Here is a 21,404-nt window from a genome sequence, read left to right as displayed (position 1 = left end):
GCCCGGGATCCCCGCCATGGCCTCTCTCCTCGCCCGTGACCCCGCCGTCTCCATCGTCGTCCCGCTCTACCAGAAGGCGGACGTGATCGGGCAGACCGTCGAGGCTGTCCTCCGGCAGACCTTCGAATCGTTCGAGCTGATCGTCGTCGACGACGGCTCGAAAGATGGCGGCGGCGACGTCGTCGCGGCCTTCACGGATCCCCGCATCCGCCTGATCCGCCAGGCCAATGCAGGCAGCGCGGCAGCGCGCAACCGGGGCATCGCCGCGGCGCGGACCGACTGGATCGCCTTCCTCGACGCCGACGACCTCTGGGCCGGCCGGCACCTCGAGAACCTCCTGGCGGCGGCCTCGAAGGGGGATGCGGTCGTGGTCTTCGCCAACCACCTGCTGGCCAGCCGCTCGGCACCCGTGATGAAGGCCGACCTCCCCGACCAGCGGGTCGACGACCCGTTCGCCTTCCTGCTCGCGACCTATCCCTACGCGGTGCATTCCAGCAGCGTGCTGGTGGCGCGCTCCGCCCTGATCCGTGCCGGCCTCTTCCCCGTCGGCGCCGTGATGGGCGAGGACACCGACACCTGGTGCCGCCTCGCCTTCGAGGGACCGTTCCGCTACGTCTCCGAGCCGACTGCCGTCTACCGCGACGGTCACCCGACCAGCGTGCTCGCGCACCAGTTGCGCCGTCGCCCGCTGCCGCCGCCCTTCGACCGGACGCTCACCGCCCTCCTGCGCCACGGCGCGGTGCCGGCCCACCTCGTCCGCTCCGCCGGCCGCTACCGCAACTTCCTGATGCTGGAATACGCCCGCCAGCTGCTCGATGTCGGCGATCCCGAGGCCGCGCGCGACATCCTGCGACGGCATTGCCGCCTCGCCGACGACCCGGTGCGCTACGCCAAGCGCTTCCTGCGGACGTGGTCGTTCGGGCATCGGCTCTACGCGCTGTCGCGGCAATGGGTGCCGTCGCGGTAAAGCATTTTCGTCGGAAAATCGTGTTGCAATGAAGATTTTTACTGACGCAGAAATTGGTTTATATTTCTTCGAAACCGCAATTATTCGTTATTGAAATAACATAATATATATGAATATCAATCAATTCGCAATTATTATCGTCTGTTTTTTCTTGCAAATCTGCTCGGCGAAGGGAAAGACGGGGGTTTCCCCCTTCCCCTCTGCGCAGGGATGTCCGGGGAAAAGAATGGCACTGGTTCTCTCCTCTCCCCGCCCACGGGGAGAGGGGATTTCCAGCGCCTCGTCTTTCCCCGGACAGTCCTGCTCTCTGCGGGGGAGGGTGGCGAGCGCAAGCGAGCCGGGAGAGCGGACGCCGGCTCCGGAGAGGTCGCGGCCTTGATGAAGGGCGCTCCCTGGAGCGGCGTCGCGCTGTCCCTCTCCCGCCCGGCGCACGAATGCTTCGCACTCGCAGCCGGGCACCCTCCGCCGCAGAGGGGGGAAGGGGGAGCCCAGCGCCTCTCCTCCTCTCGGGCGGCCGAAAATTCTTGTTAGCGCAATCAACCTGTCCCAATTGACGGACAGCTACCTGTCTGCATAATCGGACAGGTGAGCGTCGGCGGATGACCGCGGGCGGCTCCAGGCAGCGATGGTGCAAGCCGCGAGCCAGGGATGGCCCCGTGACCTCCGCGATCGAACCGCACAAGGCGCGCCGGCTCTACCTGCTGCTGCGCGACCAGATCACCAGCGGCCGGCTGCCTCCCGGCGCGCGGCTGCCGGGCGAGCCGGCGCTCGCCGCCGAGCACGGCCTGGCGCGGGTCACCGTGCGGCGCGCCCTCGACCTGCTCGCCGGCGAGGGGCTGGTGCGGCGCAGGCCCGGCTCCGGCACCTTCGTGCAGGGGCCGGCAGGTCCCCGGCCGGTGGTCGGCGACCTGCCGAACCTGCTCTCGGGCCTGATCGCCATGGGGCGGGCCACCGGCGTGCGGCTCCTGTCCTTCGAGTACGTCGCGGCGCCCGCCGCCATCGCCGAGGCTTTGCTGCTGGAGCCGGCAGAGCGGGTGCAGCGCTCGGTGCGCGTCCGCCTGATCGACGGTCAGCCCTTCTCCTTCCTCACCACCCACGTCCCCGAGCGGGTCGGCCTGTCCTATTCGGAGGCGGATCTCGCCGCGACGCCGCTCCTCGAACTGATGGAGCGCTCCGGGGTCACCGCCGACCGGGCGACGCAGGCGATCGGCGCGACGCTCGCCGGCCCCGAAGTGGCGGCCGCCCTCGACCTCGAAGTCGGCTCGGCACTCATCGACCTCACCCGGGTGGTGTTCGATCCGGCCGGCCGCGGCGTCGAGCACCTGCACGCGCTCTACCGGCCCGACCGCTACGCCTTCCAGATGGACCTGCTGCGCACGGGTGACGCCGGCGAGCGGCGCTGGACGCCCGCCGCGACCCGCCCGGTCAAGCCCGAGACCCGTCGTTCCTACCCCAGGAGGCCCGCCCCGTGACCTCGATCCTCGTTCCGTCCCGCCGCGCCGTCCTGCGCACCGGCCTCGCTGCGACCTCGCTCGTGGCGATGCCGGCGATCCTGCGGGCGCAAGGCGCGTCCGTGAAGCTCGGCATCATCCAGCCGGTGACCGGCGCGCTCGCCAATGACGGCGACCTCGGCAAGCTCGGCGCCGAATTCGCGGTGCAGGACATCAACGCCGCCGGCGGATTGAAAGCGCTCGGCGGAGCCAAGCTCGAGATCGTCTTCGCCGACAGCCGGTCGAGCCCCGAAGTGGCGGCGCAGGAGACCGAGCGCCTGAACGGCGAGGGCGTCGCGGCAATCGTCGGCGGCTTCGGCAGTGGCCTCTGCGCCACGGCGAGCCAGGCCGCCTCGCGCTACGACCTGCCCTACCTGATCGATGTCGGCGTCGCCGACCAGCTGACCCAGCGCGGCCTGAAGAACACCTTCCGGTTCTCGCCGAGCTTCGGCATGGTGACGAAGAGCGCCCTGGAACGCCTCGTCGCCCTCAACGACGCCGCCGGCAAGCCGGCCCGCACCGTCGTGATCGTGCACGAGGACGGGCTGTTCGGCTCCGGCCTCGCCAAGCTCCTCCAGGCGGAGCTGCCGAAGCTCGGCTTCGAGATCCTGGAGACCGTGTCGCACCCGACCCCGGCCCGCGACATGGCCAACGTGGTCCTGCGCATCCGCTCGCTCCAGCCCGATCTCGTCATCCCGTCGAACTACTATGGGGAGTTCGTGCTGCTCGCCCGCACGATGCTCCAGCAGCGGGTCCGGCCGAAGGGCATCTACGCGATCCTCGGCGGCGGTGCCTCGTCCTTGCGCTTCGTCAAGGAGTTCCCGCAGGCGGCCGAGGGCGTGATGGATTGCAACCACTGGCCCGATCCGAAGAACCCGCTGACGCCTGAGTTGCGCAAGCGCACGGAAGCCGCGGGCCGCGCCTTCGCCTACAACATCCCGATGAACTATTCCGCCGTGCGGCTGATGGCCGAGGCGATCGAGAAGGCCGGCGCGCCCGACCGGCTCAAGATCATCGAGGCGCTCTCCACCCAGAGCTTCGGCAGCGGCGTGATGCCCTACGGCCAGTCGAAGTTCGCGGGCGGCCAGAACACCTCGGCGCTCCCGCTCAACACGCAGGTGCAGGGCGGCGACGTCAAGGTCATCGCGCCGCCGGACTTCGCCGAGGCGAAGGCGAACTTCCCCTTCAAGGCGTGACGATGTACGCGCCCCAGATCCTGATCGAGGCAGCCCTCAACGGCCTGATGACGGGGGCGGTCTACGCCCTCATCGCCCTCGGGCTGACCCTGGTCTACGGGGTCCTGCACATCATCAACTTCGCGCACGGGGCGCTCCTCACCGTCGCGATGTTCGCGGTCTGGGGCGCCTTCGCGCTGGTCCACGTCGATCCCTACGTCGCGATGATCGCGATCGTGCCGCTGATGTTCGGCCTCGGCTACGGCCTGCAGCGTTTCGTCATCGGCCCGGCGAGCCACGGCAACGACAACAACGTGCTCCTCGTCACGCTCGGCCTGTCGATCGTGCTGGAGAACGGGCTGCTCGCCCTGTTCCGCTCCGACACGCGCGCGCTCGACTCCGACGCCGCCCTCCAGGTGATCGAGATCGGCCCGCTCCTGCTCTCGACGCCGCGGGTGATCGGACTCGCCGCCTCGCTCGCGGTGACCGGCCTGCTCTGGCTGCTGTTGAACCGCACCGACACCGGACGGGCGATCCGGGCGGTGGCGCGGGAAAAGCTCGGCGCCCGCCTCGTCGGCATCGAGGTCGACCACGTCTACGCCGTCACCTTCGGCCTCGGCTGCGCGTGCCTCGCCGTCGCCGCCTGCCTGTTGATGCCGACCTATTACGTCAACCCGCGCTCGGGTGCCGCCTTCGTGCTGGTCGCCTTCACCATCGTGGTGCTCGGCGGCATGGGGTCGATCGCCGGAGCGCTCGTCGGCGGCCTGATCATCGGGGTGGTCGAGAGCTTTTCCGGCCTGCTGCTCGGCGACAGCTTGGGTCAGATCGGCATCTTCCTGATCTTCATCCTGGTGCTGCTGGTGCGCCCGACCGGCCTGTTCGGAGCCCGCGCATGAGCGCCCGCGACCTCCTGCCCGTCCTCCTCGTCCTCGTGGTGCTCGCCGCCCTGCCCTTCCTCGGGCTGTCGGGCAGCCTGCTCAACTTCCTCGTCACCACGCTCATCATCGCGCTCGCGGGATTGGGCTGGAACGTGCTCGGCGGCTTCGGCGGGCAATATTCCTTCGGCCACGCCGCCTTCTTCGGTACCGGTGCCTACGCCACCGCGATCCTCCAGATGAAGCTCGGCTGGAACGCCTGGGCCGCGCTCGGGGCGGGCATCGGCCTCGGGGCGCTCACCGGCCTCGCCATCGGCTATTTGAGCTTCCGGGCGGGCCTGCGCGGCTCCTACTTCGCCCTCGTGACGCTTGCCTTCGCGGAGGTGTTCCGCATCCTGGCCAATGCCGCCGACTTCACCGGGGGTGCGGCCGGGCTGCTCCTGCCCCTGCGGCCGGGCCTCGCGACCCTGCAATTCACCGATCGGCGCTTCTTCGTCCTCCTAGTCGTCGCCGTCGTCGGCCTGGCGCTGCTCGCCTCGCGCTGGCTGGAGCGCTCGCGCTTCGGCGCCCACCTGATCGCCGTGCGCGAGAACGAGGAGGCGGCGCGCGCGCTCGGCGTCGATGCCCTCGCGGTGAAGCTGCGCGCCATCGCGCTCTCGGCGGCGATCACCGCTTCGGCCGGCGGGCTCTACGTGCAATACTTCCTCTACCTCGATGCCGGGGTGGCCTACGGCACCTGGATCTCCGTCGAGGCGCTGCTGGCGCCGATCGTCGGCGGCATCGGCACCGCCTTCGGGCCGCTCGTGGGCGCTCTCGCGCTGCAAGGCCTCGGCGAACTCACCAAGCACCTCGCCGGCGGCATTCCGGGGGTCGATCTGGTGGTGTTCGGCGCCTGCCTGATCGCCGTCATCGCCTTCGCGCCGCAAGGGCTGCTCGGCCTGCGCCGCCGCAAGCGCAAGGCGCGCGCCGTCCCGGTGGGAGCCTGATCCGATGCTCGCCGTCGATTCCCTCACCAAGCGCTTCCAGGGCCTCGTCGCGGTCGACCACGCGTCGCTCACCGTGCCGGCAGGCTCGATCACCGGGCTCATCGGGCCCAACGGCGCCGGCAAGACCACCCTGTTCGGGATGATTTCCGGCTTCCTCGCCCCCAGCGAGGGCCGGGTGCTGTTCGAGGGCGAGGACGTGACGGAGGAGGCGCCGCACCTGCGGGCGCGCCGCGGCATCGCCCGCACCTTCCAGATCGTCCAGCCCTTCGCCGGGCTCACCGTCGCCGAGAATATCGCCGTCGGCGCCTATCTGCGCCATCCGCGCCGGGCGGACGCGGTGGCGAAGGCCCGGGAGGTCGGGACCCGTGTGGGGCTCGGCGACCAGCTCGACAAGCCCGCCGCCGACCTGACGGTGGCCGGGCGCAAGCGCCTGGAGGTGGCTCGGGCGCTCGCCACCGAGCCGCGGCTCCTCCTCCTCGACGAGGTGCTGGCGGGCCTGAACCCCTCGGAGATCCGCGACATCCTTCCCGTCGTGCGCGCCATCCGCGACGGCGGCGTCACCATCCTGATGATCGAGCATATCATGCAGGCGGTGATGACCCTGTGCGAGGAAGTCTACGTGCTCGCGCAAGGCAGGATGATCGCGTCGGGCCCGCCGCGGCAGGTCTGCGCCGACCCGCAGGTGATCGAGGCCTATCTCGGCAAGGGCGCGGCCGCCCGGATGAAGGCCGAAGACTCCGTCAATGGCGAGGCGGTCGATGCTTGAGATCGCAGGCCTTCGCGCCGGCTACGGCGCCACCGAGGTCCTGCGCGGCCTCGATCTCACGGTGCGCACGGGCGAGATCGTCGCGGTGCTCGGCGCCAACGGCGTCGGCAAGACGACGCTGAACAAGGTCCTGTCCGGGGTGGTCTCGGCGCGGGCCGGCGAGATCCGCTTCGACGGGAAGCCCATCACCACGGCCTCGGCCTCCGCCATCGTCGAGGCCGGGCTGATCCACGTGCCGGAAGGCCGCAAGATCTTCCCGAACCTGAGCGTGCGCGAGAACCTGGTGCTCGGCAGCTACCGCCGCGGCCGGGCGCGGCGGGCCCAGAACATCGAGCGGGTGTTTGCCACCTTCCCGCGCCTGCGCGAGCGGGCGGCCCAGGCCGCCGGCACCCTCTCGGGCGGCGAGCAGCAGATGCTCGCCATCGGCCGCGGCCTGATGGCCGAGCCGCGCCTCCTCATCCTCGACGAGCCCTCGCTCGGGCTCTCGCCGCTCCTCGTCGAGGAGATGTTCACGCTCGTCCGTACCCTCAACCAGGAAGGCCTGCCGATCATGCTGGTGGAGCAGAACGTGGTGCAGTCGCTCGATCTCGCGACCCGCGCCTACATCCTGGAGAACGGCACCGTCGCGCTCGAAGGCGACGCCGCGACGCTCGCCGCCGATCCGGCCCTGCGCCGCACCTATCTGGGGTTGTAAGATGGGCATCGTCACCCCCGGCATCGTCCCGGCGACCACGCTGCTGGCCGAGCCAGCCCCCGCCTGGCTCGGGCAATGGACGGCATTTGCGGCCGGTCTCGCCCCCGCCGATATCCCGGAACCGGCCCTCGACCGCGCCCGCCTCGTCCTTCTCGACAGCCTCGGCGTCATCGCCGCCGGGATGCGCGAGCCGGAATGCCGGGCGCTCGCCGAGCGGCTCGCCGCCCGCCGCTCAGGCCCGGCCCCGGCGATCGGCAGCGGCCTGTCGCTCGATCCGCGCGACGCGGCGCTCGTCAACGGCGCTGCCGGCACAACGCTGGAATTGGACGAGGGCAATCAGTACGCCCGCGGCCACCCGGCGATCCACGTCGTCCCGGCGGCGCTCGCCGCCGCGCAAGAGGTGAACGCCTCGGGGGCCGACCTGATCGCGGCGCTGGTCCTCGGCTACGAGATCGGCGCGCGGATCGGCATCGCCTCGAAGTTGCGGGTGACAATGCACCCGCACGGCACCTGGGGCACGGTCGGGGCGGCGCTCGCCGTCGCCAAGCTCTTCCGTGCCGATGCCGCGATGATCGGCCGGACGATCGGCCTCGCCTCGTCGCTGGGCTTGAGCACCAGCCGGCGCACGATGCTGGAGGGGGCGACGGTCCGCAACACCTATGCGGGCTTCTCCAACCAGCTCGGGCTGACCGCCTGGGACCTCGCCGAGAGCGGCTTCCTGCCGGAGCGCGACGGGATCGGCACCGTCTATGGCGGCATCCTCGCCGACGATTTCTCCGCCGAGGCGATGGTGGAGGAACTGGGGACCCGCTGGGAGATCGCCCGCAACTACTTCAAGCGCCACGCCGCCTGCCGCTACACCCACGGCGCCCTCGACGCCCTGGCGCAGATCCGCGCCGAGTCCGGTCCGATCGACCCGGATTCCGTGCGCTCGGTCGAGGTCGCGACTTACGTGTGGGCGGCGCAGCTCGACCATCCGGCGCCCGAGACGATGCTGGCGGCGAAGTTCTCCCTGCCCTTCGCCCTCGCGGCGGCCCTGGTGCGCGGCGAGGCGGACACCGACGCCTTTCGCGATGAGGCGCGGGCCGACCGCCGCATCCTGTCGCTGGCCCGCCGGGTGATGGTGCAGGAGGACCCGACCATGACGGCGCAGCTGCCATCCCTGCGCCCGGCCAAGGTCACGCTGACGCTGGCCGACGGCCGCAAGCTCTCGGCCAAGGCGCTGACCAACCGCGGCGACACCGAGGATCCGTACTCGGCCGACGACGTGCGGGAGAAGTTCCGGGCGCTCGCCGGGCCGGTCTGGGGGGCGGCGCGGAGCGAAGAGGTCATCCGCGCGGTGGCGGGGATCGAGACGGCGGCGGGGGTCGGGGCATTGCTGGCGCTGGTGGCGTGAGCTTCGCCTTGCAGAGACCACCGCTGAGCACAAAAGATATGAGTGTGGACGCCTAGAAGAGCGACGAGAAGATCAAGCTCAGGCGCGCATCGGAAAAGCACAGGATTTCTCCTCTCCCCGCGGGCGGGGAGAGGGTCGCTTGCACCTTGTCGTGCAAGCGACGAGCGCAGGCGAAGCCGAAGCGAGGGTGAGGGGGAGGTGCCGGAAGAGCATCATCCGGAAACACCCCCTCACCCTCGGCTGCCGCCTCGCTTCGATGACGACAAGGTCATCGAAGCCCTCTCCCCGCCCGCGGGGAGAGGGGAGATGCGCACCCCGAACGCGATGAAACCGAACGAGGAACACCCCGCGTCATGTCCCTGAAGTCCCGCCTCGCCGAGGACCGCGTCCTCGTCGCTCCGGGCGTCTACGACGCCCTCACGGCCTCGCTCGCCACGGATGCGGGCTTCGAGGCCCTGTACCTCTCGGGTGCGGCCATCGCCTATACGCGGCTCGGCCGGCCCGATATCGGCCTCGTCTCGATGAGCGAGGTCGCCGAGACCATCACGCTGGTGCGCGACCGGGTGGCGACGCCCCTCGTGGTCGATGCCGATAACGGCTACGGCAACGCGCTCAACGTCGAGCGCACCGTGCGCCTGTTCGAGCGGGCCGGCGCCAGCGCGATCCAGCTCGAGGACCAGAGCTACCCCAAGCGCTGCGGCCACCTCCAGGACAAGACCTTGATCGGCCAGGGCGAGATGGTCGGCAAGATCAAGGCGGCGCTCGACGCCCGCCGCAGCGACGAGACCCTGATCGTCGCCCGTACCGATGCGGTGGCGGTCGAGGGCTTCGAGCGGGCCATCGAGCGGGCCCGGGCCTATGCGGAGGCCGGCGCCGACGTGCTGTTCGTCGAGGCGCCGCGCTCGGCAAACCAGCTCGCCGAGGTCACGAAGGCGCTCGGGCACACCCGGCCGCTGCTCGCCAACATGGTCGAGGGCGGCGACACGCCGCTGGCCTCGGCCGCCGATCTCGGGGCTTTGGGCTTTCGCCTGGTGATCTTCCCCGGCGGCATCGTCCGGGCGCTCGCCCGCACCGCGCAGGCCTACTACGCCTCGCTGGCCAAGGCCGGCACCAACACGCCGTTCGCCGACCGGATGTTCGATTTCGGCGAGCTCAACGCGCTCATCGGCACGCCCGAGATGCTGGCCCGCGGCCGCGCCTACGAGGGGAGCGCTCAATGACTGCCATCGATCCCGTCACCCTGGCGGTGCTGAAGGGCCGCCTGGAGCAGATCGCCGACGAGATGGACGCGACGCTCTACCGCTCGGCCTTCAATCCGATCATCGCGGAAGCCCGCGACGCCTGCCACGGCCTCTACCACGCCACCACCGGCGACACCCTGGTCCAGGGCACCAAGGGCCTGCCGATCTTCGTCGGCGCCATGGCCTTCGCGGTCAAGGCGGTCATCGCCAAGGTCGAGCGCGAGGGCGGGTTGGAGCCCGGCGACACCTTCCTGTTCAACGATCCCTATAGCGGCGGCACCCACCTCAACGATTTCCGCCTCGTCCGCCCGGTCTTTCGGGACGGCAAGCTGTTCTGCTGGCTCGCCTCGGTCGGCCACTGGCTCGATATCGGCGGCAACGTGCCGGGCGGCTACAACCCGAAGGCGACGGAGAGTTTCCAGGAGGGCGTGCGCTTCCCACCGGTGAAGCTGTTTTCCGCCGGGCGCCTGAACCAGGACATCGTCGACATCCTGGCCGCCAACACCCGCGTACCGACCTCGAACTGGGGCGACCTCAACGGCCAGCTCAACGCCCTCGATCTCGGCGAGCGCCGCTTCACCGCGCTCCTCGACGAGTACGGCGACGCCACGGTCGATGCCGCCTTCGCAGCCTTCTCCGACCGGGCCGAGGCCCTGATGCGCGCCGCGATCCGGGCGCTGCCGGACGGCCGCTACAGCTTCGAGGACGTGCTCGACAATGACGGCATCACCGACGAGCCGCTGACCATCGCCCTCGACCTGACGATCGCGGGCGACGAGATGGCGCTGGACTTCGCGCGCTCGTCGGCGCCCGCGCAGGGGCCGATCAACATCTCGCACGCGACGACCGTCGCCGCCTGCTACGTCGCGCTCAAGCACGTCTTCACCGAGGTGCCGGCCAATGCCGGCTGCCTGCGGCCGATCGCGTTCACGGTGCCGGAAACGACCCTGCTCGGTGCCGGCGCCCCGAAGCCGATGGCGGGCTACACCGAGACGATCCTGCGGCTGATCGGCGTGGTGCTCGGCGCGCTGGCCGAAGCCGATCCGGACCGGGCGACCGCCGCGCCCTTCGGCACCATCAACGCGCTGTCGCTCGCCGGCCACCGGGCGGACGGCTCGCGCTGGGTGATGTTCTCGTTCTTCGGCGGTGGCTTGGGGGGCAACCCCGAGACCGACGGCCTGAGCCATGCCAACAACCCGATCTCGACCGCGACGATCCCGCCGGTCGAGATCCTGGAAGCCGCCTATCCGGTGGTCTTCACCCAGTGGTCCCTGCGCCCCGACAGCGCCGGGGCCGGCGCCCATCGCGGCGGCTTGGGCGCGGTCTACGAGATCGAGACCCTGACCGATGCCGACGTGTTCCTGCTCGGCGAGCGCGGCAAGGTCGCGCCGTTCGGCGTCAAGGGCGGGCATTCCGCGGCGCTCAACCGCTTCGCCTGGCAGACGCCGGATGGCTGGGCGAGCCCGCCGATGGTCTCGAAGGTGACGGATGTTCGCATCAAGGCCGGCGAGCGGGTGCGGCTCGAGACCCCCGGCGGCGGCGGCTTCGGCCATCCGGCCGAGCGGAACCGCGAGGCCCTGAAGCGCGACCTGCGCCTCGGCTACGTGAGCCCGGAGGCCGCCGCCCGCGACTACGCCCTGACGACCGGAGACGAGCAATGACCCCCCGTGCCATCGTCGGCGTCGATGTCGGCGGCACCTTCACCGATCTCTTCTACTACGACGAGGCCGCCGGCCGCTTCCAGACCGGCAAGGTCCCGTCGAATCGCGGCGACGAGGCGGTCGGCTTCCTCGCCGGCCTGAAGGGCTTCGGCCAGGTCGCCGGCCTCGCCTCGATCGTCCACGGCACGACGGTGGGCACCAACGCGCTCCTGGAGCGCAAGGGCGCCCGGATCGGCCTCATCACCACCCGCGGGTTTCGCGACGTGCTGGAGATGCGCCGCCGCGACCGGCGCCACACCTGGGGCCTGTGGGGCGATTTCGTCCCGGTGGTCGACCGCGACCTGCGGCTCGAGGTCGACGAACGCACGCTCGCCGACGGCACGATCCGGGAGGTGGTGAACCCGGATCAGGTGGTCGAGGCCGCCCGCGAACTGATCGCGAACGGCGCCGAGGCCCTGGCGATCTGCTTCGTCAACGCCTACGCCAACCCGGAGAACGAGCGGATCGCGCTGGAGGCCGCCGCCGCCGTGTGGCCGAACGCCAATGTCGAGCGCTCGTCCGGCATCCTGCCGGAGATCCGCGAGTTCGAGCGCACCTCGACGACGGTGCTCAACGCCTATCTCCAGCCCGTCGTCGGCAGCTATCTCGGCAAGCTCGACCGGGCGCTGGAATCGGAGGGTTTTTCCGGCCGCTTCCACATCGTGCAGTCCAATGGCGGCGTGATGTCGACCGCCACCGCCCGGCGCCTCCCCGTCCGCACCGCCCTCTCGGGCCCGGCGGCCGGCGTCATCGCGGCCGCCGCCATCGCCAAGGAGGCCAGCTTCCCGAACGTGATCACGGGCGATCTCGGCGGCACCTCCTTCGACGTGTCGCTGGTGGTCGAGGGCGAGACCGCGCTCGCCGCCCAGACCACGATCGATTTCGGCCTCGTGATCCGCACGCCGATGATCGAGATCAGCACGATCGGCGCCGGCGGGGGCTCGATCGCCCATGTCGATGCCGGCGGCCTGCTCCAGGTCGGGCCGGAGAGCGCCGGCTCGCGGCCGGGCCCGGTCTGCTACGGCCAGGGCAATACCCGCCCGACGCTGACCGACGCCAACGTGGTCCTCGGCCGCATCAACGCCGAGCGGCCGATCGGCGGCGCCTTGAAGCGCCTCGATGTCGAGGCGGCGAAGGCGGCGATCCACGAGCACGTCGCAGCACCCCTGGGCCTCGACGTGATGGCGGCGGCCGAAGCGATCGTGCGGGTGGCCGACGGCAAGATGGCGGGCGCGATCCGTCTCGTCTCGATCGAGCGCGGCCACGATCCGCAGAAGTTCGCGGCGGTGCCGTTCGGCGGCGGCGGTGCGCTGCATGTCGGGGCGCTGATCAAGGATGTGGGCCTGCGCGGTGCTCTCGTGCCGCGCTATCCGGGCGTGACCTCGGCGCTCGGCTGCGTCATCGCCGACATCCGCCACGACCAGGTCCAGACCCTGAACCTGTCGCTGGCCGGCCTCGACGCCGCCGCCCTCGACCGGCGGATGGTGGCGGAAGCGGAGGCCGCGCGGGAGGTCGTCGAGGCCGCCGGCCTCACCGTCTCGCGGATCGACACGGTGTTCGAACTCGACATGCATTATGTCGGCCAGACCCACACCGTGGCGGTGGCGCTCCCCGTGACGGTCGCGAACGGCACCACCGGCATCACCCCCGCGATCATCCAGGAGGCGTTCGAGGCCGCCTATCGCACCTCGTTCAGCCGCCTGCTGCCGGGTCTCGGCACCCGGATCGTCAACCTGCGCACCGCGGCGATCGGACGGCGTCCGCATTTCGATCTCGCCGCGCTCGCGCCGGGACCGGATGCCTCGCTGGATTCGGCCCGCCTCGGCAGCCGGCCGGTCTGGTTTGCCGGCGCCTGGCACGAAGCTTCCGTCTACGCCCGCCTCGCCCTGCCCATCGGCGCCGAGATCCCCGGCCCGGCGATCCTGGAGCAGCCCGACGCCACCACCGTGGTCGATCCCGACCTGACGGCCCGGGTCGACCGGCTCGGCAACGTGGTGGTCACCCGGACGGGAGCGCCCGCATGAGCCACGGTTCGATCCCGATGGAGCGCACGGCGCTCCTGATCTGCGACTTGCAGAACGACTTCCTGCACCCGGACGGTGCCTATGGCCGAGCCGGGCAGTCGGCGCCCGAGATCGCCGCGGTACCCGCGACGGTCCGGCCGCTGGCCGAGCTGATCCGGGCACGGGGCGGGTTCATCGTCTCGACCCATTTCACCCTGGTGCCGGGCAAGGGCGGCGAGCCGATGATCTCGCCCCACCTGCGCGAGTTGCGGCCGTTCCTCAGGAAGGGCGACTTCCTGCCCGGCGCCTGGGGCCACGCGCTGGTGGACGAACTCCAGCCCGCCGACCTCACGGTCGAGAAGGTCGCCTATTCGGCCTTCTACATGACCCGGCTCGAATGGGTCCTGCGCAAGGCGGGGATCGAGCGGCTGATCGTGTCGGGCATCGTCACCAATGGCGGCGTCGCCTCGACGGTGCGCGACGCCCATGTCCGCGACTTCTCGGTCACGGTCCTGTCGGATGCCTGCGCGGCCTTCTCGCCCTCCGTGCACCAGACCGCGATCGACGCCCTCAAGCCGGTCTGCCGGGTCGCGACGGTCGCGGAGATCGTGACGGAGCTGTCGACATGAGGGTCGAATCCGCGGAAGGGACCACCTTCGACATCGACGTTCCGGTCGCGGTGATCGGTGCCGGCGCCGCCGGGCTGGTGGCGGCGCTCGCCGCCCATGAGGCCGGGGCCGAGGTGCTGGTGATCGAGCGCGATCCCGTGCCCCGCGGCTCGACCGCCCTCTCGGCCGGTCTGGTCCCGGCCCCCGGCACGCGCTGGCAGCGCGAGGCCGGGATCGAGGACAACCCGGATCTGTTCTCCGCCGACATCATGGCCAAGGCGAAGAACGAGCCCGACCCGGCCCTCGTCGCGCGCCTTGCCGGCTCCGTCGGCCCCGCCCTCGAATGGCTCAGCGACCGGCACGGCCTGCCCTTCTCGGTCATCACCGATTTCCGCTATCCGGGCCATTCGGCGAACCGCATGCACGGCCTGCCGAGCCGGTCCGGCGAGGAACTGGTCGATCGCCTCGCGCGGGCCGTCGAGGCGGCCGGCATCCCGATCCTGTGCGAGGCCACGGTCGACACGCTCTACCGGGACGGTGACGCGATCCGCGGCTTCGGCCTCGTGCGCCCCGACGGTTCACGCGAGCGCGTCGCCTGCCGGGCGCTGGTGCTCGCCTGCAACGGCTATGGCGGCAACAAGGCCCTGGTGGCGCAGCATGTGCCGGAGCTGGCGGGCGCACTCTATTTCGGCCACGAGGGCAACCAGGGCGACGCGCTGCTCTGGGGCGAGGCCTTAGGGGCGGCCACCCGCCACCTCTCGGGCCACCAGGGCCACGGCTCGGTGGCGCATCCGCACGGCATCCTGATCACCTGGGCCACGATCACCGAGGGCGGGTTCCAGGTGAACGCGGAGGGACGCCGGTTCTCGAACGAGAGCAAGGGCTATTCCGAGCAGGCGGCGGAGGTTCTGCGCCAGCCCGGCGGCGTGGCCGTCACGGTGTTCGACGCGCGTATCGCCGGCATCGCCCGCCAGTTCGAGGATTTTCGCCGGGCCGAGAGCGCCGGGGCGATCGTCGCGGCCGACACGGTTGCCGAACTGGCGGCGCGGCTGCACCTGCCGGAAGCGGCCCTGGCCGAAACGTTGGCCGAGGTCGAGGCGCTGAAGCGCGAGGGCGGCCGGGACGGGTTCGGGCGCTCCTTCGCCGGCGTGCCGGCGCTGACCGCACCCTATCGGGCGGTGCGGGTGACCGGGGCGCTGTTTCACACGCAAGGCGGCCTCGTGGTCGACCACGACGCGCGGGTGCTGACGCAAGACGGCACGCCGATCCCGAACCTGTTCGCGGCGGGGGGCGCCGCCTGCGGCGTGTCGGGGACGGGGCCCGGGGGATACCTCTCGGGCAACGGGCTCTTGGCCGCCGTGGCGCTCGGGCGCATCGCCGGGGAGACGGCGGGGTCGATGGCAACAGTATAACGAGTGGCTGCGAGTTGCGACCACCTCTCGACCAGTTCAGCGCGGGTTTCCTCCTCTCCCCGCGGGCGGGGAGAGGGCCGAGCCCTCGTTCAGAGGGCGCGGCGAGCCCGTAGGGCGAGGGTGAGGGGGTGTTGCCGGAGGAGCCTCATCCTGAAATACCCCCTCACCCTCGCTCCGGCTACGCCTCCGCTTGCCGCGTCACCTGAACGGTGACACGGCCCTCTCCCCGCCCCGCGGGGAGAGGGGAAACCGCGCTTCTCCCTTTTCCGACGGCTCTGCTGCGATGAGACGGGAGGTGCCTCGCCTGGAAACAGAACTTCTAACCGAGATGCGAGCTTTGCTTCCCATCTCGCTCAACCGCCAGCACCGAACCTCATCCAACGCCCATCTCTTACCCCCACATCAATGAACACGGCGGAGGACGCCCGATGACCCCGCAACCCCGCACCCTCCTCGACAAGGTCTGGGACGCCCACGTCATGGCGACCCGCCCCGACGGCCAGGCCTTGCTCGCCATCGACCGGCACCTGCTGCACGAGGGCTCGTTCCACGCCTTCGGGATGCTCGACCATGCCGGCCGGGAGATCCGGCGTCCCGATCTGACCTTCGCGGTCGCCGACCATTACGTCCCCTCCCGCGACCGCCAGGGGCCGATCCCCGACCCCGAGATCGCCAACATGGTCTCGACGCTGGCCGACAATGCCGGGCGTCACCGCATCCGGCATTTCGGCCTCGACGACCGCGCCCAGGGCATCGTCCACGTGCTCGCCCCCGAGCAGGGCCTGACGCTGCCGGGCCTCACGATCGTGTGCGGCGATTCCCACACCTCGACCCACGGCGCCTTCGGGGCGCTCGGCTTCGGCATCGGGGCGACGGAGGTGGCGCATGTGCTGGCGACACAAGCCCTGTGGCAGCGGCGGCCCAAGACCCTGCGCGTCACCATCAACGGCGTGGTCGGGCCCCACGTCACCGCCAAGGACGTGATCCTGGCGATCATCGCGGTCATCGGGGCCGGCGGCGCGGTCGGGCACGTGCTCGAATATGCCGGCAGCGCGATCCGCGGCCTGTCGATGGAGGGGCGGCTCACCATCTGCAACATGTCGATCGAGGCAGGCGCCCGAGCCGGCATGATCGCGCCGGACGACACCACCTTCGCCTTCCTCGAAGGCCGACCCTACGCCCCGAAGGGCGCGCTGTTCGACGAGGCGGTGGCGGCCTGGCGGCAATTGCCGAGCGACGAGGGCGCCCGGTTCGACCGCGAGGTGACGCTCGACGCGAGCACGATCGCCCCGACCGTGACCTGGGGCACCAGCCCCGAGACCGCGCTTCCCGTCACCGCCGCGGTGCCGGATCCGGGCCGGGAGCCGGATGTCACCAAGGCCGGGCAGATGCGGGCGATGCTCGACTATATGGGCCTCACCCCCGGCATGCCGCTGGAAGAGGTCTCGATCGACCGGGTGTTCATCGGCTCCTGCACCAACTCGCGGATCGAGGACCTGCGCGCCGCCGCGACCGTGCTGCGCGGCCGGACGGCGCTCGTCCCGGGTCTCGTCGTGCCGGGCTCCGGCCCGGTGCGGCGCCAGGCGGAAGCCGAAGGGCTCGACCAGGTGTTTCGCGCGGCGGGCCTCGAATGGGGCGAACCGGGCTGCTCGATGTGCGTCGGCATCAACGGCGACCTCGTACCGGCGGGCGAGCGCTGCGCCTCGACCACCAACCGCAACTTCCCGGGCCGCCAGGGCCCGAATGCCCGCACCCACCTGATGAGCCCGGCCATGGCGGCGGCCGCCGCCGTCACCGGCCGGCTCACCGACATCCGCCGCCTCGGGAGCCGCTGACATGCAGCCCTTCACCACCCTCCAGGCCGTCGCGGTGCCGCTCGACGTGGCGAACATCGACACCGACCAGATCCTGCCCGCCCGCTTCCTGAAGAAGCCGAGGAGCGCCGGCTACGGGAATTTCCTGTTCCACGACGAGCGCCGCCGCGGCGAGGCCGCCGCCCTCGACGCCCCTCCCTACGCGGGCGCCGGCATCCTGGTCGCCGACCGCAATTTCGGCTGCGGCTCGTCGCGCGAGGGTGCGGTCTACGCCCTGGTCGATGCAGGCCTGCGCTGCGTGATCGCCCCGAGCTTCGGCGACATCTTCGCGTCGAACGCGGCCAAGAACGGGCTCCTCACCGTGACCCTGCCGGAGGACAAGGTGGCGGCCCTGCGCGCGCGGCTCAAGGCGTCGCCCGGCGCCGTCGTGACGGTCGACCTCCCGGCCCAGACCGTGACCGATCCGGACGGCAGCGCGATCCCGTTCGAGATCGACCCGTTCAAGAAACGCTGCCTCGTCGAGGGCCTGGACGACGTCGCGCTGACCCTCGAACACGCCGAGGCCATCGCGGCCTACGAAGCCAGGGCGGCGGCGGAGGTGCCGTGGCGGGTGCCATCTGCCCTCGGGTGACCGCGAGGTCGGCAGCCATGCGCTCACGCGATGGCTCGCCGACCCACCGGCCCGGATCGCGATCAGCATCTTGTGATCGATTCCATCGCCGTTACACTCCCCCTCAGAGCCGCGACGCCATCGATCGAACAGCGGCCGGAAGAGGGAACGTCATGCTGGAATGCGCATCCGTCGCCAGGCGGCGGCTCGTCCGCGCGTTGCTTGGTTCAACGATCCTGTTGGCCGCCAATGCCTCGCTCTCGACGGTTCAGGCCGCGGACCCGATCCGCATCGCGGTGATTGCCGAGGCGCAGGCCATCGCCGGGGCCTCGATCCCGCAGGCTGCCCAGCTCGCCGCCGACGAGATCAACGCCAAGGGCGGGATGGACGGGCGCAAGATCGAGATCATCGCATACGACAACAAGAGCTCGGCCGCCGATTCGGTCCGCGCCTTCCAGCGCGCGGCGAGCGAGGACAAGGCCCACGCGGTCATCGCCAGCTACATCAGCGAGGTGGTGCTGGCGCTCCAGCCCTGGTCGGCCCGGCTGAAGCTGCCGTTCATCACGCCAGGCGCGGCCTCGAACGAGATCCCGCTCAACGTCCACAAGGACTACGCCCGCAACAAGTATTCCTTCCACGGCTACCTGACCTCGAAGGCGCAGTCCCAAGCCGTCTGCGACGCTGCCAAGGCGATCCTGGTCGAGGGGCGGCAGATGAAGACCGCCGTCATCATGAGCGAGGACGCGGCGTGGACCAAGCCGCTGGACGAAGGCTACAAGGAATGCCTGCCGAAGGTAGGGCTGAAGGTGCTCGACCACATCCGGTTCTCGCCGAGCACCACCGACTTCAACCCGATCTTCAGCCGCATCGAGGGCGCCAAGCCCGACGTGATCGTCACCGGCATCTCGCATGTCGGCGTGCAGCCGACGGTACAGTGGCGCAGCCAGCAGGTGCCGATCCCGATGATCGGCATCGCCTCGCAGGCGACGAACGCCACCTTCTGGAAGGAGACGAACGGCGCCACGGAAGGCGTGCTGTTCGAGATGTTCGCCGCCCCCGGCACCAACGTGACCCCGAAGACCGCGCCCTTCGCGGAAGCCTTCAAGGCCAAGTACGGCAGCTACCCGGGATACGCCGGCTACACGGCCTATGACGAGGTCTACTACATCGCCGATGCGGTGAAGCGGGCCGGCTCGACCGATCCCGACAAGCTCGTCGACGCGCTCGAGAAGACCGACTGGGAAGGCACCCTCGGGCGCATCCAGTTCTACGGCAAGGACGACGAGTTCACCCACTCGATCAAGTACGGCCCCGGCCTCGTGTCGGGCATGATGATGCAGTGGCAGGACGGCAAGCAACTGGCGATCTGGCCGCAGAATGTCGCCAACGGGAAGATTACGTTCCCGAGCTTCGTGAAGGCCGGGACGGCGGCGAACTGAGAGACCTGCCGAGTGCCGGATACCCTCTCCGCCTGAGCTTTTCGTTTCCCGCACCGGGTCGTGCGCATCTCCCCTCTCCCCGCAGGCGGGGAGAGGGCTGTGCTCCCGTTCAGGGAGCACAGCGATGCGGCAGCCGAGGGTGAGGGGGTTTTTCCGAAAGAGTCTCACTCGTCGAGACCCCCTCACCCTCGCTGCGGCTGCGCCTCCGCTTGCTGCATCACCTGAACGGTGACGCAGCCCTCTCCCCGCCCGCGGGGAGAGGAGAAGACCTGCGCTTCATCCGGCGATGTGTGGATGCGTCAGCCCGCTCGGGAGTGGCGCGCCTCGCCCCCTCCTCTTCCCCGCGAGCCCCATGACCGCGATCCAGATCCTCATCGACGGCTTCGCCATCTCGGCGCTCTACGCGCTCGGCGCCACCGGCTTCACCCTCATCTTCGGCGTCTCGGGCGTGCTCAACCTCTCGCACGGGGCGCTGATGGTCACCGCCGCGGTGGTGGCCTGGGCGGCCTCCAGCGAATTCGGCCTCGGCGCCTATGCGGGGGCGGCGACCGGCATCGTCGTCTGCACCGGGCTCACGCTCGCCACCTACGGCGTCGTGGTGCGCCCGATCGACAAGTCCCGGGCGATCCCGCCGGAGGAAAAGGAGATCTTCATCCTCACCGGCACGCTGCTCTGGGGCATCATGATCCAGGAATTCATCGCCTACCTGTTCACCAGCAACGCCAAGACGGTGATGCCGATCGTCGAGGGCGTGGTGACCATCGCGGGCGTGCGCACGCCGTGGAACCAGGTCTTCACGGCGGTGGTGTGCTGGGCGACGATCGGGCTCTTGTGGCTGCTGGTCAATCGCACCCGCACCGGCAAGGTGCTGCTCGCGGCCTCGATGAATCCCCGAGGCGTGACGCTTCTCGGCTTCGAGCTGTCGAAGATCTACGTGGCGATCTGGCTCATCTACGGCGTGCTCGCCGGCATCGCCGGTGTGCTGCTCGGCCAGTTCCTCGGCGTGTCGAGCTACAGCGTCGGCCCGCTCACCGCCAGCGCCTTCTCGATCGTGGTGCTGGGGGGATTGGGCAGCGTCTCGGGCTCGCTGATCGCGGCCTACGTCGTCGGCTATCTCGAGACGCTGACCGCCTATCTCGTCTCCCCGGCCTACCGGACGATTCCCGCGCTCCTGCTGCTCGTCGCCGTGATGTATGTCCGCCCGCAGGGCCTGCTCGGGCGCCGCTGACGCCTGGCTGCACTCTTATCGAATAGAGGCCCCATGCTCGCCAAGACCGTTCGCAATCCGTTGTTCTGGCTCTGCCTGATCGGCCTCGCGCTCGCCAGCGTGCTGCCGCTCTGGGTCTCGGGCTACATCCTCGGGCTCCTCACCGTCGCGTATTACTTCGGCGTGTTCTCGATGGCCTGGGACCTGCTGTTCGGCTTTGCCGGCGAGGTCAATTTCGGCCCGACCTTCCTGATCGGCTTAGGGGCCTACACCGCCGGCATCCTCAACGGCCACGGCGTCGGCATCCCGCTCTGCCTCTTGGCCGGTACCGTCGCGGCGGTGATCGGCGGTCTCGTCCTGGCGCTGCCGGCGCTCAGGGTGCGGGGCCCGTATTTCGGCCTCACCACCGTCGTGGCGGTGCTGATCCTGCAGAACCTGATCGTCGTCTTCGCCGACACCACCGGCGGCGAGATCGGCCTGACGGTACCGGACGTCATCAGCATCGACGCCGCCACCAATTATTGGATCGCGCTCGGCTTCATGGGGGTGAGCGGGCTCATCCTCTACGCCATCGCGGTCTCGCCGGTCGGGCTGATCCTCCAGGCGAGCGGGCAGGACCCGGTCGAGGCCGGCGCGCTCGGCTTCAACGTCGCCAAGCACAAGCTCGCGGCGTTCTGCGTCAGCGCAGTGTTCTCCGGCCTCGCCGGTGCGTTGTTCGTCTTCTACATGGGCACCGCGTCGGTCGGCACGCTGGTCGACGTCTCGGTCGGCGTCCAGGTCATCATCGGGGCGGTGCTCGGCGGGCGGCGTACCATCGTCGGCGGCGTGCTCGGCGCGGTGTTCCTGATCGCCGCCGGCGAATTGCTGCGGCCTCTCGGCTCGCTCTCGACCTTCGTGGTCTCGGCCGCGGCGCTCGCGGTGATCCTGTTCGTGCCGTCGGGCCTCCTCGGGATCCTCACCCGGCAAGGCCAGCGCGCCTGATGCCCCGCCCCTCCTCTGGTGTCCGACAAGGTTTGCGTCC

Annotated in this window: 18 protein-coding genes; all 18 read left to right on the top strand. The window is 70.3% G+C overall.

Annotated elements, in window-relative coordinates; genetic code table 11:
- Positions 1-16: 16 nt before the first annotated feature.
- The 18 genes from AC3AOF_RS08120 to AC3AOF_RS08035 all read left to right on the top strand — a co-directional run bounded on the left by AC3AOF_RS08120 (position 17) and on the right by AC3AOF_RS08035 (position 21,364).
- Complete coding sequence (locus AC3AOF_RS08120) at positions 17-967, top strand: glycosyltransferase family 2 protein (RefSeq protein WP_488348184.1); 951 nt, start codon at positions 17-19, stop codon at positions 965-967.
- 656 nt (positions 968-1,623) lie between these two features.
- Positions 1,624-2,439 carry a GntR family transcriptional regulator gene (locus tag AC3AOF_RS08115; protein ID WP_488348183.1) on the top strand — a complete coding sequence of 272 codons (816 nt, stop codon included), beginning with the start codon at positions 1,624-1,626 and terminating at the stop codon, positions 2,437-2,439.
- On the top strand, positions 2,436-3,653 hold the full coding sequence (locus tag AC3AOF_RS08110; protein ID WP_488348182.1) for an ABC transporter substrate-binding protein: 1,218 nt from the start codon (positions 2,436-2,438) through the stop codon (positions 3,651-3,653). Before AC3AOF_RS08115 ends, AC3AOF_RS08110 begins: the two co-directional genes overlap by 4 nt.
- 2 nt (positions 3,654-3,655) lie before the next feature.
- Positions 3,656-4,528: a branched-chain amino acid ABC transporter permease gene (locus AC3AOF_RS08105; protein ID WP_236991249.1), complete on the top strand. Its 873-nt coding sequence runs from the start codon at positions 3,656-3,658 to the stop codon at positions 4,526-4,528.
- Positions 4,525-5,493 carry a branched-chain amino acid ABC transporter permease gene (locus AC3AOF_RS08100; protein ID WP_488348181.1) on the top strand — a complete coding sequence of 323 codons (969 nt, stop codon included), beginning with the start codon at positions 4,525-4,527 and terminating at the stop codon, positions 5,491-5,493. The genes AC3AOF_RS08105 and AC3AOF_RS08100 overlap by 4 nt, the downstream gene beginning before the upstream one ends.
- A gap of 4 nt (positions 5,494-5,497) precedes the next feature.
- Positions 5,498-6,259, top strand: a complete 762-nt coding sequence (locus tag AC3AOF_RS08095) for an ABC transporter ATP-binding protein (protein WP_236991251.1) — start codon at positions 5,498-5,500, stop codon at positions 6,257-6,259.
- Complete coding sequence (locus tag AC3AOF_RS08090; RefSeq protein ID WP_488348180.1) at positions 6,252-6,953, top strand: ABC transporter ATP-binding protein; 702 nt, start codon at positions 6,252-6,254, stop codon at positions 6,951-6,953. The genes AC3AOF_RS08095 and AC3AOF_RS08090 overlap by 8 nt, the downstream gene beginning before the upstream one ends.
- A gap of 1 nt (position 6,954) precedes the next feature.
- Entirely contained in the window at positions 6,955-8,349 is a 1,395-nt protein-coding gene (locus tag AC3AOF_RS08085; RefSeq protein WP_488348179.1) for an MmgE/PrpD family protein, read from the top strand.
- A 353-nt stretch (positions 8,350-8,702) separates the two neighbouring features.
- On the top strand, positions 8,703-9,569 hold the full coding sequence (locus tag AC3AOF_RS08080) for an isocitrate lyase/PEP mutase family protein (RefSeq protein ID WP_488348178.1): 867 nt from the start codon (positions 8,703-8,705) through the stop codon (positions 9,567-9,569).
- Positions 9,566-11,251, top strand: a complete 1,686-nt coding sequence (locus AC3AOF_RS08075) for a hydantoinase B/oxoprolinase family protein (RefSeq protein ID WP_488348177.1) — start codon at positions 9,566-9,568, stop codon at positions 11,249-11,251. Before AC3AOF_RS08080 ends, AC3AOF_RS08075 begins: the two co-directional genes overlap by 4 nt.
- Positions 11,248-13,314 carry a hydantoinase/oxoprolinase family protein gene (locus AC3AOF_RS08070; protein ID WP_488348176.1) on the top strand — a complete coding sequence of 689 codons (2,067 nt, stop codon included), beginning with the start codon at positions 11,248-11,250 and terminating at the stop codon, positions 13,312-13,314. Before AC3AOF_RS08075 ends, AC3AOF_RS08070 begins: the two co-directional genes overlap by 4 nt.
- A complete protein-coding gene (locus AC3AOF_RS08065; protein ID WP_488348175.1) occupies positions 13,311-13,922 on the top strand; it encodes a cysteine hydrolase family protein in 612 nt (203 codons plus the stop codon). Before AC3AOF_RS08070 ends, AC3AOF_RS08065 begins: the two co-directional genes overlap by 4 nt.
- Positions 13,919-15,313 carry an FAD-dependent oxidoreductase gene (locus AC3AOF_RS08060; protein WP_488348174.1) on the top strand — a complete coding sequence of 465 codons (1,395 nt, stop codon included), beginning with the start codon at positions 13,919-13,921 and terminating at the stop codon, positions 15,311-15,313. The genes AC3AOF_RS08065 and AC3AOF_RS08060 overlap by 4 nt, the downstream gene beginning before the upstream one ends.
- A 428-nt stretch (positions 15,314-15,741) precedes the next feature.
- Complete coding sequence (gene leuC / locus AC3AOF_RS08055) at positions 15,742-17,148, top strand: 3-isopropylmalate dehydratase large subunit (RefSeq protein ID WP_488348173.1); 1,407 nt, start codon at positions 15,742-15,744, stop codon at positions 17,146-17,148.
- Between the two features lies 1 nt (position 17,149).
- Positions 17,150-17,758, top strand: a complete 609-nt coding sequence (gene leuD / locus AC3AOF_RS08050; RefSeq protein ID WP_488348172.1) for a 3-isopropylmalate dehydratase small subunit — start codon at positions 17,150-17,152, stop codon at positions 17,756-17,758.
- Between the two features lie 152 nt (positions 17,759-17,910).
- Entirely contained in the window at positions 17,911-19,176 is a 1,266-nt protein-coding gene (locus tag AC3AOF_RS08045) for an ABC transporter substrate-binding protein (RefSeq protein WP_236991261.1), read from the top strand.
- 352 nt (positions 19,177-19,528) lie between these two features.
- Positions 19,529-20,404, top strand: a complete 876-nt coding sequence (locus tag AC3AOF_RS08040; RefSeq protein ID WP_236991262.1) for a branched-chain amino acid ABC transporter permease — start codon at positions 19,529-19,531, stop codon at positions 20,402-20,404.
- Between the two features lie 33 nt (positions 20,405-20,437).
- Positions 20,438-21,364 carry a branched-chain amino acid ABC transporter permease gene (locus tag AC3AOF_RS08035; RefSeq protein ID WP_488348171.1) on the top strand — a complete coding sequence of 309 codons (927 nt, stop codon included), beginning with the start codon at positions 20,438-20,440 and terminating at the stop codon, positions 21,362-21,364.
- The last annotated feature ends 40 nt before the right edge of the window (positions 21,365-21,404 follow it).

The sequence above is a fragment of the Methylobacterium sp. 142-1Y genome (assembly GCF_057747795.1).
The sequence above is the reverse complement of the archived record's forward strand: the minus strand, read 5'-3'. Positions and strand labels throughout refer to the sequence as shown.